17 protein-coding genes are annotated in these 16,220 nt (G+C 41.0%); all 17 read right to left on the minus strand.

Annotated features, from left to right (window positions below; all coding sequences use genetic code 11):
• Positions 1-23: 23 nt before the first annotated feature.
• The gene (locus tag MCJ35_RS31675; protein ID WP_025486041.1) at positions 24-545 is read right to left on the minus strand and encodes an acyltransferase; all 522 of its coding nucleotides are present in this window, start codon (positions 543-545) and stop codon (positions 24-26) included.
• 60 nt (positions 546-605) lie between these two features.
• The gene (locus MCJ35_RS18140) at positions 606-1,688 is read right to left on the minus strand and encodes a glycosyltransferase family 4 protein (RefSeq protein ID WP_025486040.1); all 1,083 of its coding nucleotides are present in this window, start codon (positions 1,686-1,688) and stop codon (positions 606-608) included.
• Positions 1,689-1,707: 19 nt separating this feature from the next.
• Positions 1,708-2,742: an acyltransferase family protein gene (locus MCJ35_RS18145; protein WP_025486039.1), complete on the minus strand. Its 1,035-nt coding sequence runs from the start codon at positions 2,740-2,742 to the stop codon at positions 1,708-1,710.
• Between the two features lie 75 nt (positions 2,743-2,817).
• Positions 2,818-4,038, minus strand: a complete 1,221-nt coding sequence (locus tag MCJ35_RS18150) for a glycosyltransferase family 4 protein (protein ID WP_025486037.1) — start codon at positions 4,036-4,038, stop codon at positions 2,818-2,820.
• Complete coding sequence (locus MCJ35_RS18155; RefSeq protein WP_025486035.1) at positions 4,031-4,981, minus strand: transketolase family protein; 951 nt, start codon at positions 4,979-4,981, stop codon at positions 4,031-4,033. The genes MCJ35_RS18150 and MCJ35_RS18155 overlap by 8 nt, the downstream gene beginning before the upstream one ends.
• Positions 4,978-5,979 (minus strand): acyltransferase family protein, encoded by a 1,002-nt coding sequence (locus tag MCJ35_RS18160; RefSeq protein ID WP_240299603.1) that lies wholly within the window; start codon positions 5,977-5,979, stop codon positions 4,978-4,980. Before MCJ35_RS18160 ends, MCJ35_RS18155 begins: the two co-directional genes overlap by 4 nt.
• 20 nt (positions 5,980-5,999) lie before the next feature.
• Complete coding sequence (locus tag MCJ35_RS18165; RefSeq protein WP_234852308.1) at positions 6,000-7,010, minus strand: transketolase; 1,011 nt, start codon at positions 7,008-7,010, stop codon at positions 6,000-6,002.
• Complete coding sequence (locus MCJ35_RS18170) at positions 7,007-7,678, minus strand: sugar transferase (protein WP_025486031.1); 672 nt, start codon at positions 7,676-7,678, stop codon at positions 7,007-7,009. Before MCJ35_RS18170 ends, MCJ35_RS18165 begins: the two co-directional genes overlap by 4 nt.
• Before the next feature lie 43 nt (positions 7,679-7,721).
• Complete coding sequence (locus MCJ35_RS18175) at positions 7,722-8,480, minus strand: SDR family NAD(P)-dependent oxidoreductase (RefSeq protein ID WP_025486030.1); 759 nt, start codon at positions 8,478-8,480, stop codon at positions 7,722-7,724.
• A gap of 483 nt (positions 8,481-8,963) precedes the next feature.
• Positions 8,964-9,254, minus strand: coding sequence for a sugar transferase (locus MCJ35_RS18180; protein WP_081739219.1), 291 nt, complete (start codon positions 9,252-9,254; stop codon positions 8,964-8,966).
• Between the two features lie 70 nt (positions 9,255-9,324).
• A complete protein-coding gene (gene loaP / locus MCJ35_RS18185; RefSeq protein ID WP_025486027.1) occupies positions 9,325-9,837 on the minus strand; it encodes an antiterminator LoaP in 513 nt (170 codons plus the stop codon).
• Between the two features lie 237 nt (positions 9,838-10,074).
• Positions 10,075-12,018 carry a polysaccharide biosynthesis protein gene (locus tag MCJ35_RS18190; RefSeq protein WP_051400673.1) on the minus strand — a complete coding sequence of 648 codons (1,944 nt, stop codon included), beginning with the start codon at positions 12,016-12,018 and terminating at the stop codon, positions 10,075-10,077.
• Positions 12,019-12,113: 95 nt separating this feature from the next.
• Positions 12,114-12,791: a hypothetical protein gene (locus tag MCJ35_RS18195; RefSeq protein WP_025486025.1), complete on the minus strand. Its 678-nt coding sequence runs from the start codon at positions 12,789-12,791 to the stop codon at positions 12,114-12,116.
• Positions 12,792-12,853: 62 nt separating this feature from the next.
• Positions 12,854-13,927 (minus strand): LCP family protein, encoded by a 1,074-nt coding sequence (locus tag MCJ35_RS18200; RefSeq protein ID WP_025486024.1) that lies wholly within the window; start codon positions 13,925-13,927, stop codon positions 12,854-12,856.
• Positions 13,928-13,935: 8 nt separating this feature from the next.
• A complete protein-coding gene (locus tag MCJ35_RS18205) occupies positions 13,936-14,664 on the minus strand; it encodes a CpsD/CapB family tyrosine-protein kinase (RefSeq protein WP_240299604.1) in 729 nt (242 codons plus the stop codon).
• 15 nt (positions 14,665-14,679) lie between these two features.
• The gene (locus tag MCJ35_RS18210; protein WP_025486022.1) at positions 14,680-15,456 is read right to left on the minus strand and encodes a Wzz/FepE/Etk N-terminal domain-containing protein; all 777 of its coding nucleotides are present in this window, start codon (positions 15,454-15,456) and stop codon (positions 14,680-14,682) included.
• Between the two features lie 31 nt (positions 15,457-15,487).
• Positions 15,488-16,219 carry a CpsB/CapC family capsule biosynthesis tyrosine phosphatase gene (locus tag MCJ35_RS18215; protein ID WP_025486021.1) on the minus strand — a complete coding sequence of 244 codons (732 nt, stop codon included), beginning with the start codon at positions 16,217-16,219 and terminating at the stop codon, positions 15,488-15,490.
• Position 16,220 lies beyond the last annotated feature (1 nt).

A 16,220-nucleotide genomic window follows, 5' to 3' on the forward strand; every position in this document is an offset into this window, starting at 1 on the left:
GCAACCACTCACATAAATCACATCTAAATAGGCTTTTCTAATGTTTGCCTTTTTTGATAAACAACTGTTTTAGGCGGTACATCTTTATTTATCACTCCCCCCGCTGCGATAACAGCGCCCTCACCAATCCTCACACCTTTAAGGATGACACAATTTGCTCCTATCCAGGCACCTTTTCCAAGTCTGATTGGTTTAGTGGTGTATCCACCACATCCATCGTGATCATGGTCATATATATATGTCCCTGGTCCAATCGTAACATTATCCTCAATGTCAATTCTTTCATGTGCAACTACCATACTCCCACGGTTGATGAAGCAGCCATTGCCAATAGATACGCATCCATGTTTCGCTTTTATCTCAACTCCACCACTAATCCCCGATTTGTTACCAACAGATACCCTTCCACCGCCTTCCGTATAGATGTATGCAAACGGACTAATCAGATTAATCCATCCAAATTTCACTCGACATCCCAGGATTCTCTTTATCCATAGTTTTATTGTTGATGCTGTCATAGAAATAGCTATCCGAATATACTTCATCCTTATCTCCCTATCTCTTTAAAATCTCTGATGGAATAATACTACTATTTTTTAATTCAGCTAAGAAGTACCCTCCTCGTTCAATCTTTCATATATATTTATATACTTATCTACTACAATCTTTTCGATATAGCTGTTTATTACTTTCTTTCTATTGGTAGAAGAACATTTCATTCTCATTTGCTTTCCCTTCATTCTCTCAATCGCACTTGCTGCCGCCTCCGTGTCTTTTATAGGTACCACACAGCCGCCATCCTCACCAATCATATCTTTATTTGCAGCCCAGTCTGTCACAATACATGGCAACCCTGCCGCCATTGCCTCACAAAGGGAATTGGAAAATCCTTCTCCACCAAAATATGTGAGAAACATAAAAATATCTGCATTTTTTAGTTCCTCTTTCACACCCGCCTTATCTTTCGGACCTGTAAACACAGTATTTTTCAACCCTTTGCTTTTTGTATACTCTTCAATCGCTGTATCAACTCTTCCAACCATCCGAAACTGGATATTCGGGAACATTTCGGCTACGGAGATAAAATCATATGCACCTTTTGTTTTAACAACACCGCCAACGTATAAAACAGTTTTAATCTCATCCTGGATTTTATAATCATCTGCAATTTCATCCTCGGATATAAAATTAGGTATCAACTCATACGGCGTGTCTGTTATATTATCAAGGTAATCATTCGTTTGGGTGTTAAGGGTAATGATAAAATCACTCTTTTTGCATAGTTTCTTTAATAAAAATTTCCCTAATCTACTCTTCGTAGTATTCGGAACTGTACATCGGAAATGAATAATAAACTTCCTGCCTCTGCGTTTCGTTATACATGCGCATACATACTCCCGTATCATGGACAGTGTCGCCGATGGGATGCAGGAATGAACGATTTTTACCTGTTCATCTTTCAGTTCACGCTTAAGGCCAGACCAAATTCGATGGCATCGCTTGATTTCATCTACAAGATTCCTCCTGCTTTCTTTCTTCCCGCCGAACACATTGCGTTTTCCAATCATCTTCTCATCAACAACTGATAACTCCCAACCGTTCTTTAATTGCGCCTTCAACATTCTCTGTGTCCAACTCGCTATTCCGCCGTATGGCGGCGGAGTCGGTGCCAATAACACTGTTTTCATATAATTTCTCCAACCACTTTTATAATTGCCCCTTCTTCTTTGACCCAACATTTCCAACTATTAGGTATGAGACAGTCGCTATGCCAATCGTCACTATTAAGGCAATAAAGAAGTAAATCCAACTTCCTACCAATCCAAGTTCAATCAATATATTTACAATCACCATGTGGTAAATATATATCCCATAAGAAATATCATCCTTTATATTCAGTCCTGGAAATGCATAAGCAAAGCCAACCCATGTCACACCTTTGAGAATTGTTTGTAATAATCCATATCCTGCATCTATATCGAAGCCTGTGAAGATAACTGCAAGCAATAATGCCAATCCAACCCACCAGAATTTCTTTAAAATTGGCATAATCTCTTTAAAATAATTGCAAAGCAAAGCCCCTGTCATGAAAATCCAAAAATATGGGATAAATGTTGCTTCATAGAGTTTATATATTGTCTCCGAAAGCAATTTTTCCAATTGAGGTGAACCAATACCAATGGCAAGGCTTATAGCTATCGTTACAAACCATCTTTTTTTATTTTCGTGGCTTAGAAATTTCTTTATAACCCATGCTACAATGTAAAACTGAACAATCACTGTAATAGTCCATAATGACCCATTCGGTGTGCCACAACCAAATCCTCTTAAAGAATCCGGTGTCCAGAACTGCATTATTGTGGACTGTGTCACTATAAAAAGCATCAAGTCTTTTACATTCCACCTATCATATAAGAAAAAAATCGAAATAATACTTATGGTAATCGCACACCATAATTCCGGATAGATTCTAAATATTCGTTTTCTTACATATGTCTTAAGATTCGGAGTTTTCTCAATTGAATTCCAAATTAGAAAGCCACTTAGAATGAAGAAAATCGGTACTCCCTGAAAAATGGACATTATTATTCCTGCAACACTTGTCCCACTCAGGTTCATGTGCACTACGGCGTGTCCGTAGAACACTTGGATTGCTGCTAACAATCGGAGTAGATTAAGAGAGTTCTTTTGTATCCCCCCCCCCCAATCAGGCCTATTTTTTATTAGATTCATCTCATTCATTTTCTACCTCATTCACTGTTTTCATCCGACTTCTCACAATCCGATATCCCTTCTCAACCATGTAATTCTCCTAAGTTACATAATATGTTTTATAATTTCTTTATAACTTGCTGTTGCACTACACGATTCTAAAAGATACTGTCTTGCATTAATTCCCATTTCTATGCGCAATTCTGTACTATTAACAAATCGATTGACATTTTCAACAAATGCATGCGGATTATTGCTTGCATTCCATAATCCAATTTGATTTTGGATTAGTATATCCTTGAAATCTGTATGTTCATCCGTTGCTGCGATTATCGGCTGTGATAAATCAATATGTCCAAGCATACGTGAAGGGATATTTGGAACTGTAAAATTATAATCCAAAAAAACCATTCCGACATCGCATGATGCCATTAATAAATCATAGTCATACTTTGGTATATACGACAGTATTTTTACATTTTCACAGTTATTTTTTTTAATTTCTTTTTTTAAATCATCAAATGTATTCCCACTTCCAACAAATAGAAAAAACGCATCGTTGCATTCTTTTAAGTGTTTTACCAGCGAAATAATATACTCTGTTCCTTGAGCCCTGCTAATAACGCCACCATAAATAAATACAACCGCATCCTTGGGAATTTGATATTTTTCTCTGATTTCATCCTTATGAGAAGTTAATTCTGCAATTCTCTCATTTGACGATGGAATGATACTATTGGGACAAATATCCACCATTTCTTCTGTAATGCCTTTATTCAATTTAAGAATGTATTCTTTGTTTCCTTTTGACATTACGCCAATACTATCCGAATACCTGTACATCGACAATTCGCACTTTTCAAATATCTTGTACATAATTGAATTTTTACTCAGAATATTTAAATCAACAGCATTTTCCGGAAAAAAATCTTTATGTAAAAGATAAATATATGTCCCTTTTTTTTTCAATATTTTCATTACCGGCGCATATGTTATGGGAAGTGTCGCAAAAATTGCAATATCATAATGATTTTGTTTTAAATATTTATAATACACTTTCTTGAACCAAATTAAAAACCATAATGTTGCTATCCCTTTTTCAATCAAAGAAACTTTGCCTCGAAAATTTAAGCTTTTAACTCTAAATACATTAATATCTCCATTTTGTATACAAGTAGTACTTTTTTTATATTTACGTTCAATGGGTGTAACAACATCAACATGATATCCCTGGTTTTCAATTTCTTTTACAAGATCGAAATACAGATTCCCATATCCATCTTCGGGATATACTGAAGTAAAAAAAACAACATTCTTCTTATCCACAATCCATATTCCTTTCTACTGTTATCAAGGCCAATGTCTCGCTAATTTTTTCTGCAATCTTCTCACCACTCATGTCGTATTCATTTCGCAAATACTTTTGATTACCAACTTTGACACAGTATTGGTCATTCACGCCAATTCTCAACAATTTTGCCTTGGAAGGATTCTCAGCCATAACTTCGGCAACCGCCCCCCCAAAACCGCCGATTACATTATGTTCTTCGCAGGTTACAATCAATTCATGTTCTGTCGTACACTTCAAAATGGTTTTAAAATCCAGAGGCTTGACAGTTGGGAAAGTATATACAGTCGGCACGAGGTCTACTTTCCTCAACATTTCACAGGCAGTTTCGACTTCCTCAAAAATTGCACCCGTGGATAGAATTGCCACACGTTCACCTTTATGAACAGAAATCGCCTTTCCAATCTGAAAGTTTTCAATGCTCTTATGAATTCGCTTTTCACCGCCACGCCCCAAACGCAGATAACAAGTCCCCGGATAATTGATTATCGCCTTCGTTATTTCTTCTGCTTCTGCTAAATCACCGGGACAAAATACCGCTACATCTGGCAGTGCTCTCATAATCGCAATATCCTCTGTTGCTTGATGACTCATGCCCAGAGAACCATACACAAACCCTCCGCCAATGCAAACAATCTTTACATTTGCATGATGATAAGCACAGTCATTTCGAATCTGTTCCAAACATCTAAGCGTTGGAAAATTTCCTATGGAATAGGTAAATACAGTCTTACCTTCCAAAGCCATTCCTGCAGCAACCGTAGTCATATTCTGTTCTGCTATTCCGGCATTGGTGAACTGATTCGGGCACTTCTCCCAAAATGGCTTTAATACTCCAAATCCCAAATCACCTGTGATTAATTCAATATTTTTATTATTCTTTGCCAGTTCCACTAATGTTTTGACAAATGTGTCTCTCATTGTTTAACTCCAATCATTCTATCTAAAAACTTATTTTTAGGCAGATATTTCATATAAATCTCATATATAATCAGTGGTCCAAGTAAGACTACCAGAAACATGCAAGGATAAGTCACATACCACTGAAGTTTTAAAATGACCACCACCACAAACTCTGTTACTGCTTGTATCGGCCACGAGTATATGTATATCGTAAAGGCATGTGTCCCAATATATTTGATTACCCTCATTTCATGCTTTGAAAGTACAACAGCTAACGTAAGCATCAAATAAATCATCAAAACCCCTGTCAGCTTATATCCGACAGTGCCAAAACCATGCGCATATAAAATAAATGCGACTATCCCCGCTACGGCTCCCGCGTACCATTGAAATAATATTTCTTTATTTTTGATAATGAAATCTGATAAGAACATTCCAAGCAATGCATATACAAATTCAATCGAGATATCTTCTATTGCAAACCATCTAACAGGAATAGGGTAAAATGTTAATATAATGCCTAAAGAAATCCACCCCCCCCCCCAGCAAATCTTAATGATTGCGGACTTATTCGTAAAATTTTTGTATAGACAAGCACATAAAAGCGTAATCACCAGATATACAGGAATAAACCAAAAATGCCCCCAAATTCCCTCTCTCGGTATCAGCAGCATCCCCACAAAATTTGTTGCTGAGATTTCCATATTATCATTCATGTATGCACCCAGAGCACATTTTGGCAGCCAGGCAGCCAGTGTGAGAACCACGTATGGCAATATCAGTTTTTTTACTTTAAGCTTCCACCACTGTCCAATATTTCTGTTATTAGCTGTATATGCAGTCAATATTCCTGCGATAAAAAAGAACAAGGGCATATGAAACATATAAACAAATGTCGTTATTCTCTGCAAAAATCCCGGATAATCGGAGTGCAGAGGATGTGAATGTCCAAAAACGACAAGCAACACTGCAAATCCATACAATATCGTTATGAATTCTTGGCTCTTCTTTTTCATTGTGCTCTCCCTCATTCCATCTATACTCTGTATTCTCTTTCACCACTTCCAGACTTTGCCTCTACTCGCCTCATTTTTTCCGGATAAGTGGTCTTCCAGGTATATGTCAAGGTATGGTCATTATTGATATCGTCACTTTCCGTTGGCAACACAGGATTTGGAATTCCCTCCGGGGTGTATGGGTCTTCCACCCCCTCCGGTTTCGTCTGGTGCAGCTCGTTTACTGCACAGTCATATTCCCATCCATCATGTGGAAATCTATAATGCCACAGGATATCATTTTGCATAAATGAGATTCCGCATCCTTTGACTGTATTGGCAAGAATCATCATCGGCTTATGTTCACTTTCTTTTCCATTTTCTTTTGCCTTCTGAAAAGCCGCTTTGAGTTCTTCGTGATTATTTCCGTTGATTTCAATCACATTCCACCCAAAAGCTCTCCATTTGCTTCCGAAATCTTCTATTTCAAGCGTATTTTCCTGAAAATCCAAGCTCTGCATATGATTATGATCCACAACTGCAATCAGATTATTTAAGCGAAAATGATTTGCAAAGAGTGCTGCTTCCCATACAGAACCTTCATCACATTCCCCGTCACCAAGTACCGCAAATACTCGACCTGCTTTTTGGTCCTTTTTCAGCGCATATGCTATACCTGCTGCAGCCGACAAACCATGTCCTAACGAACCGGTAGAAAAATCCACCCCAGGAAGATGGTGGGAAACATGCCCGGATAAACGTCCCCCATTCTGATAATGGGTTTTTAGTTCTTCCACTGGGAAAAAACCACTTTCTGCAAGTGCAGCATAGATTGCTGCTCCTGCATGTCCTTTGCTTAAAATAACCCTGTCTCTGCCATTCCATTTTGGTTCTTCCGGTTTGTAGTCTAAAATATTTGCATATAACACTGCTATGATGTCAGCCACGGATAATACAGCTCCTATATGGCTTCCGCCAGATAAATGTGTCATTTCAATGCCATGACGCCTGATAAGCCATGCTAATTTTTCACTTTTCATACCATTTCTCATACCGTTTCTCCCATATTTACTTGCTGTCCATTGCTATATTCATCAACAATTTTCTGAATATCTTTAGGTAATTTCTGTGAATGCGTAACTACCTTGTATACCGTATAAAAAATACAGTATATGTCAGAAAAGAAATTATGGTGATATCTATAATAAAGCTGCAATTCTATTTTAAGGGGTCTTACACATTCCATATAAAATTCATCTGGGTCAACGGCAGCAGTGAATCCCTTAAACTGTTCAAAATTGGCCATAGAAGCCCAATCCGTAATTCCAGGTTTCAAATCGAGAATCGGCATTTCTCTATTTGTATACTTTTCTACATAAAAACGTAGCTCTGGACGAGGACCAACAAGACTCATATCACCTATTAAGACATTAAACAACTGCGGTAATTCATCTACTTTGGTTTTTCTAAGGAAGTGACCGATTTTTGTTATTCTGTCATCATCATCACCAACATTCCATTTGCCCTTTCCTTCACAATCTGCTCGCATACTCCTAAATTTAAATATTCTAAAATCCTTTCCATTCTTACCAACTCTCACCCCGCGGAAGAATACTCCACCGGGTGAGTCGCTGACAATTAGAATGGAAATAATCAAAAGAACAGGCGATAGAATTATCACCCCTATCAAGCTGCATATAAAATCGAAACAACGCTTCATACATACCTCCACTTAAAAATCTTTTATATTGAAAATGAAGCTTTTACATATTAGCACCATCTACCGGAATGTTTGTTGCCTGCATAAACGAAGATTTATCGCTAGCCATAAATACGATGGCATTTGCAATTTCTTCTGGTGTTCCAAATCTATTTGCTGCCTGATGATGTTTAAGAAAGTCTTCAACCCTCGGATTCTTTTCTTTCACAAATTTGTCCCAATAACTACCGGGGAAGGCCACGGCTCCTGGCATAACCGAACACATCAACACCCCTGTTGGCGCAAGTTGTCTACCGACTGTTGTTATATAAGCATTTAAAAATGCTTTGGCTGATGCATAAAGAGGATTTCCACGCAACATAACTGCAGAGATAGATGATACATGAATGACCCTTCCAGTTCCTCGCTCAATCATAGGGGGGATAAACATACTATTCATATCAATCGCCGCAACCGCATTAAATTTCAAGGCATAATTCCAATCATCAGCCCCTCCCAGATGATTTCTGCTAATCAAGGAACCACCAACATTATGAACAACAACATCAAAAACCCCGTACTTCTTAAGGAGATTTCTAGCAAATTTCTGCGTATTACATTCCATAATATCGCAAACTACGGTCTCGCACATTGGGGCACCACACTTAAGTGCTTCTTCCTTTAATCGAAGGAGCAATTCTTCTGAACGTGCTATTGCTACAATTCGGCACTCCTCAGCAGCAAATCCTAAAGCGATACCTTTTCCAATTCCTTTACTTGCACCAACAATAAGTACAAGCTTGCCTTTTAAGTTGAGATCCATAGTTTTATTCCCCATTTCATTTTATATTCTTAATAGTCGTATCCGATTTAGCGCAATTCATATGTAAGTATCCGCAGAACAATTGCCCATTTGGCATTTGAATAGTCGTCACCTTTCTTCTAACACACTTATAGTATTCTTCGTCCTCCTCCTTGATTGTTCTCTTTGTAAATATTACTCTTCCAGTTTAGATTGTTACCACTGCACAGATGCCCCTTACCCGCAATATTCGCAGATATGCGTTCACTTCCTTAATAGCCGTGTATACTGGACGAATAAGCACATATAATACATATGAATACTACGATGAGCCTGTATCCGTCACACAGTGTTTTCGGACGCAGGCATATGTCAAACCTCCTTATCAGATTTTTCCGCTCTTTCGATTGGGTCAATAGAACACTCAAAAAGCCCTCTTGAACTCATTGGTTCCGGCTCTTGAAATCTATATCCCATCGCAAAAATTTCATAAGAGGATTCAACTCAATCCGCTAAAGCCCTTGTAAAATCAAGGCAATTCTTGGTTATTGCTATTATATCCCCATCTCCCACTATGGGCAGGTCTCCCTTCAGGATATTTATAAGTTTGGGTAGTTCACCCAAACTAGTACTTCGCAATTTCCTGACAAAGTCCATAAGTCTCATCTCATCTGGCAAAAGATTTCCATTTTCATCTTTCCTGTCAGTCATTGTCCGAAATATATTGAGAGTAGATATCCTGTCATTTAACCCTGGATGTTCCTGCTTGAAAAATACCGGTGTTCCAAACTTTATACTTACATCCTATCTTCTCACAGGTAAGGTGTTCCACCTCTCCAGTTCTTGATAGATATGGTATTTATAACTATTCCCTATGCACAATCTCCAACCCTATCTTCACATCCATCCATCTGCCAAACATCTCAATCCGAATCACTGCCAGTCGCTTATGTCTGTCAATATATGTAATCTCACCTTCAAATTTTGACAAGGGACCTGACGTTATGATAACCTTGTCACCCTCTATAATCCCCTTGGACATTTCTGCTATATGGGCGCTCCCCCCCATCTTCTGCAAAATAACCTTTTCTTCCTCTTTTATAGGAACAAACTCCATTCCATCTCCAAGAATTTTTGTAAGCCCCGGCACTTTTTTCAGTTCCCAGAACAGTTCATCCACCTGTTCTGTAACAAGAAAAATATATCCCGGGAATAAAATATATTGTTCCTTATGCCATTCCCCTTGATAACGTTTCATACGCTCGTAGTATGGAATGAAACATTCCTTCAAAACAGATCCATCTATCATCTTTTTACTCAACTGAAGAACTGCTTCTTCCCTTCCGGTCCTCACCTGCACTGCATACCAGCGTTCCATCCCTACCCTCCAAATCTGTTCCTGGATTTAATTAAGGATTCTTTTCTGCAACGATATTACAACCTGAATTAGACAGTATTGATTAAAAAGGGCATGCTTCGCCATTCCATGGACATCCCAATACCCTGATCCAATCTAAGGTATATAGCTGTTCTTTCCACAGATAAACTTCAACAATATAACAGGTATGACACCAGAATGCGGCAAAGCGACAATTCTGCTTTCATACCCTTTCCCCTACTTGACTCCCAGATTATACATTGCTATTTTCTTATGTACTGCAAACCTTTCCGGATTCAAAGGTGTAACTGCAGAGTCCCGGCTGGCAGCTGCCTCTGCAGCTGCAATGTCTGAATCCATATTCTTATAATGGTATTCAGGTACCAGTTCATGCACAATCCATCTCACATTTGCTGTTTCACTAAGGGCTGCCTCCCCAAGCCGGTTTAACGCCCTTTCAAACCGATCATAATCCATTTCAATTGGTTTTCCAATGAATATCCTGTCATTGACCGTCTTTTGCAATCCTTCTTCATCCATGAGGAGTTCTTCATACAGTTTTTCTCCTGGACGCAATCCGGTAAAACAGATATCTATATCTTTGTATGGCTCATAACCGGATAAACGGATCAGGTTCTCAGCCATATCCAGAATCCTGACCGGATTGCCCATGTTCAGTACAAAGATTTCTCCGCCCTTTGCATAGGCGCCAGCCTGAATTACAAGACTTACTGCTTCCGGAATTGTCATGAAATAGCGTATGATATCCTTGTGCGTAACTGTCACCGGGCCGCCGCTTTCAATCTGCTGCTTGAATAGCGGGATTACACTTCCGTTGCTTCCTAACACATTGCCAAAGCGGACCGCAACAAATTCCGTACTGCTCTTCTGATTGCTCATCTGAACCACCATCTCACAAAGGCGCTTACTTGCCCCCATGATATTCGTTGGATTCACTGCCTTGTCCGTTGAGATGAGTATGAAACATTTTGCCTTATATTTAATGGAGGCCCTGGCTGTTTTATAAGTGCCCAACACATTATTCTTGATTGCTTCATTGGGGCTGTCCTCCATTAAAGGCACATGCTTATGGGCCGCTGCATGGTAGACAATATCAGGCCTGTATGTACGGAAAAGGTAATCAAGACGGTTCGTATTGCGCACAGAGCCAATCAGTACCACCAAATCCAAATGGGGATACTTACGTTTTAATTCCTGCTGGATTTCATAAGCATTATTTTCATATATGTCAAATATGATAAGCTGTTTTACCTTATGGCCTGCCAGCTGCCTGCACAGCTCACTGCCAATGGAACCGCCTCCACCGGTGACCAGCACTACTTTTCCCTTGACATAGCCCATGATTTCATCCAGATTAACATTTACCGGTTCCCTTCCCAGCAGGTCTTCTATTTCCACTTTCCGGAGTCTTGAAATCGTGACCTCGCCATTCATGATCTGGTATACACCAGGAAGTATTTTGACCTGGCATCCTGTTCCCTGGCAGATTTTCAGAATATCCTTTATGTCCTCAGGAGAAGCAGTAGGAATGGCCACATAAATCTCATCAATTTCCTTCTCCCTTACAATCCTTGCTATATCCTTTCGGTCACCAACAATGGATACTCCGTCAATGACCCGTCCCTGTTTATCCTTGTCATCGTCAATCAAGCAGACAGGATATCCATGGACCTTTTCACTGGCTTTCATTTCCCTAAGTATAAGCGTTCCCGCTTTTCCTGCACCGATTATCATCACCCGGGGCGGAATGCTTTTTTCAAGGAAGCGGTTTATCCTGTCCGTAATTTTCTGAAGTACCTGGAAACTGACCCTTCCACTCATGGTCGCTCCGGACATCAGCACAAACCACAGTACATAATAGCTCCTGGGCATACGCGCATCAAATAACAAAATCCCTACGGACTGCGCCAAAGCAGCAACCAGGCAAGCCAGCAGGACCTGCATCATCTCCCGGATGCCTGAAACTCCCCACATGATGGCGTAAAGGTGTCCCACATAAAATATAAGGGACACCACGGCCATCTGCAAAAGTCCGTACTTCCATACCTCCCTGGCATACTCAATGGGGACCGAGGAAAGACTCAGGTCAAATCTTAATCCCAGGGCCAGGCATGCGCAAATCCATACCATGACCATATCATAACCCCAAAGTATCCACATCCTCACCTTTTTACTGTGGGGAAGGTATTTTTCTAATACAAGTTTGTTTTTACCTTTCACTTTCACATTCCCCTTTTGTGCCGTAATTCAGGGCGTCATCGTTTGTATATTACAGAAAGCGTACCTGAGTTAGGAATATTAAACCAAATCATCTTGGACGCTGCATCAATCCTGCTTGGCTGTATTACGGTCCAGGTGCCTGTCAGGTTATTGTAAAAGAGTACCTGCACTTCCCCCAGTCCATCAACGAGATTCGGAACATATAACGGGACTTCCACCGGTCCTGCTTTCTCTGCATTGGTCACTGCATCTTTCGTCACAATTGCATGGGTCCCCACCAACGCGTTATATCCGGTTAAATCCACATCAGAAATCACCTGATTCAGTGGCAGCCCGCTGTTTATACCATTAATGGCATTTACTACGGTCTCAGGAAGCCCTGATACAGCTCCGCCGCTTCCCTGTACAAACTCAAGTGCAGTATTTCCCACAACAGCCTGTCCCCTACTGTTTGTTGTAACCGTTGTTTCCCCAACTGCCTGGCCAACGCCAATTCCAACCGCATTGGTTCCCTGGCCTGAACCGGTTACGGTAGAACTTCCTGCTAAGGTGCCTCCACCTAACACACTGTCTACCCTCTCCCCAATGTCATAATCACTATCCCCTCCACCAATTACCGGGCCTGTACCGGGACTGATAGCGGCAAAGGAAATCACTGCCTGTGATGCAGCAAGTGCAGCTACTAACGCAATTGTTGTAATCCTTTTTCTCATAATCTTTACCCTTCCTTTCTTGAATGAAATTAAACATTTATAATAAGTATTGGTTTTCATACCTATTTTCCTTTATACATGCCGTCCGTTTCCTCTCTATAAAACATATCCAGGATAATCGGCTGGATCTGCGGTTTATCAGGATGGTATTCGTCATAAATAGGGGTCTCCACTGCCTTTCCCGGAAGTGTCAGCATATCTGTCATTCCCAGTTCCTGGCCTCCTCCTAAAAAGGCCAAGGCCATGTCCATATACCTGTCTTTTGTCATGTCAGTCACCATGTAGGGTTCCATCTCCTTTAACAGTCCGGACACAAAGCTGTCATCTGTTCCTGACTTTATCTTTGCAGCCTGAAGCAGCCCTTCTATATAAGACTTCTGGCGTTCCGCACGTCCCAATGCACTTTGGGCCTGGCCGGTATCCCTGTAACGGATATACGCCTCTGCCTGCGTGCCTTTAAGCGTGACTGTCTTTCCGTAAATGAATTCAGGATCCACCCGTTCCATCCCCTGTTCCTCCACGGTAACGGTAACGCCTCCCACCCCATCATTCATGATTGGAAGGGCAGACATGCTGATTGCCATGTACCCGTCAATCGCCAGTCCTCCTAACAGATTGCTCACTGCCTCCTTCATATACCGGCAGCTTTTATCCCTGCCATCTCCATAGGCATAACCTAATGCAAGGTGCTGTATATCCCTGCCCAGGACATTGCCGCTTAAATCAGTCAGGGTTATCTCCGTCATGGTATCCCTTGGTATCATCAGGATTTTAACCTTATCCCTGGCTATATCCTGGGCAACAAGGAAGATTGCATCTGCCTGGCCTCCGGCCCCGGCAACCATGGTTTCCTCCAGACTTCCAGGCCTGTCTATTCCCATGCACAGGATTGCCTTGACATAGGTATTGCGGCGGAAAATCTTACCCTGATACTCTATTCTATCTATCTTACTTTCTTCCCCATCAAAGTCCTGTTCCTGATGCCACTGCAGGACATCTTCTGCCAATGCTCTTTTTTCCAAATACAGCTGGCCTGTCCGGTAAAGAAAAAATGCAGTAAGAACCGATGCCAATGCCAAGACTGCAGCCATCCTTTTTTTACAGTTTTGGAACCGAATGTTTTTTCTCCGTCTCATATTGTCCTTTATCTATTGTTTTCCTCAGCCTGATTTTCGCCCCCCCCCCCATCGTATTTACCATAATATTTCCTATAATATTTTTTATAATATCCATTTTCGTAGTCCATCCCCACCCGGTTCAGGACCGCTCCCAGAATACGGCATCCGCTCTTTTCCAATTGTGCCTTCACTTTCTGGGCCAGATGGTAACTGATTGTACCGCTTTCGATTACAATGACCGCTCCATCACATTGACCGGCAATAATGGCTCCATCAATAAGATTTGCCATGGGCGGCGTATCTATGATGATATAATCATATTTCTCCTTGGCTTTTTCCAATAATTCATTGAATAATGGGTCTTCCAAAAGTTCTGCCGGATTGGGGGAATATGGACCAGCCAGAATCATGTCGAAATTCTCCACATCAGTGGCATAACAGATATCATCCATTGTCTTCTGGCCGCTGAGATATTGGGACAGCCCGCTGGGGTTACCTTTAATTTCATATCTTTTTATGAATACAGATTTACGTATGTCCGCGTCTATCAGTAAAACCTTTTTTCCTATACTTCCAAAGGATGCTCCGACAGAAAAAGTGATTTCACTTTTTCCTTCATTGGGCAATGAACTTGTAAACATGATTGTTTTCAGGCTGCTTCCACAAAACTGTAAATTAGTCCTCAGTGTCTTGATGGACTCTTCAAAATGATAGTCCTTCTCACCTGTATTCTGCAGATTCAAAATTTGTTCCACGTCTTACTTCTCCTCTCAGCCTTTTTTTGCCTGGTTTTTCCGTTTTTTCCTGCTTCTCCTGCCTTCACTGCCCTTTGCCGGGTCATCCTTTTCCTCGCTGTTATTCTCCGGAATAACGGCCAGTACGCTGATGCCAAGATAACGGGATACATCTTCCTCTGAACGGATGGTGTCATTCATGATGACCTGAAGCGCAATAAATCCACATGCCGCCACGGATAAAGCAAGACCTCCCAAAGCAGCGTTCTTCTTTATGTTAGGGGAGGTGGGGTTGTCAGGCACGACACCATTTTCTATGATTTTTGGCGGTATCATTTCCATGATATCCCCAATATAGTCTGAGGATGCCTTTGCTACTGCATCCACAATGGCTTTTGCCCTGACCGGATCAGTATCTGACACAGACATGTTAAGAATTCTGGTATCGGCAGGATTTGAGATGCGGATCATACTTTTTAACTGGTTATAGGATAAACTCAGTTTCTGTTTTTCGATTACTTCTTCCAGCACGGGCCTGCTGGTAATCATTACACTGTAATCCTTTGTCAGCTGGCTTCCTATCTGCAGGTCAGCCAGGGAAGTGAGTGTTGTTTCCTTTGACAGCACATACACCATGGAAGTGGATGTATAAACCGGACTTAAAATTATTTTGCTGTATATCCCCGCCCCAAGACACCCTATCACTGCTGCCAAAATAATCATCCATAGTTTTTTTCTTAAAGCAAACAGCAGCTCAACCACATCAATCTCAATTGCATCTTCATTTCTGTCTTCATACATTTTGTTTTCCATTACAGTTACCTTTTCCATACTTTTTCTTTTGCTATAACATTCTGTCCTGCAGGATGAACCCTGGATTCGTCCTGGTAATCCGGTCAGATGTCCTTACCCCCATATTGTGTTCAACCCACGAAACCGCTGTCTGGATGTCCGGGGAACGGTCCGATGAATTATGCATATCCGTGGCAATAAAATGAATCGTTCCTTTTTTTAAGTTTTTTTTGCACCAGCGGGCCTTTTTATCCATCCATCCCCCATTCAGGCTCCGGGAGTTTATCTGAAGGTACGCCCCATATTCAACCAGCTCCTGTGCGCGCTCCTGTTCAAAAAGGCATCTATAACGCTCCACATGCGCAATTACCGGGAAATAGGATGCCTGAATCAGCTGGCGCACAGCCCTCTTCATTCTGCCAAGACTATCCGACGGTTCAAACTCCACCAACACATACCTGCTGCCAGCCAGTGTAAGGGCCCTTCCCTGATTCAGATATTCAATGAGATTTTCAAAATACTTTATTTCCTGTCCAAGGCTGACACCAAAGCCGTCTGCTATGGCTTTCGCATGGTAATCCAGACAGGTGCATGACTCCTGAAGCAGCCCTGTGTCCTGATTGCATGTAAAATGCGGCGTGGCTATAATGTGCCGGATTCCCTGCCCATATGCCAGTTTTAATAATGTTATGGCTTCATCCCAATCATGGGCTCCGTCATCCACTCCTGGTAAAATATGTGCATGTATATCAATCCAGCCTTTGCTAGGAAACTTCGTATTCATC

Source organism: Enterocloster sp. OA13, from assembly GCF_022440595.1.
GTDB classification, from domain to species: domain Bacteria; phylum Bacillota; class Clostridia; order Lachnospirales; family Lachnospiraceae; genus Enterocloster; species Enterocloster hominis.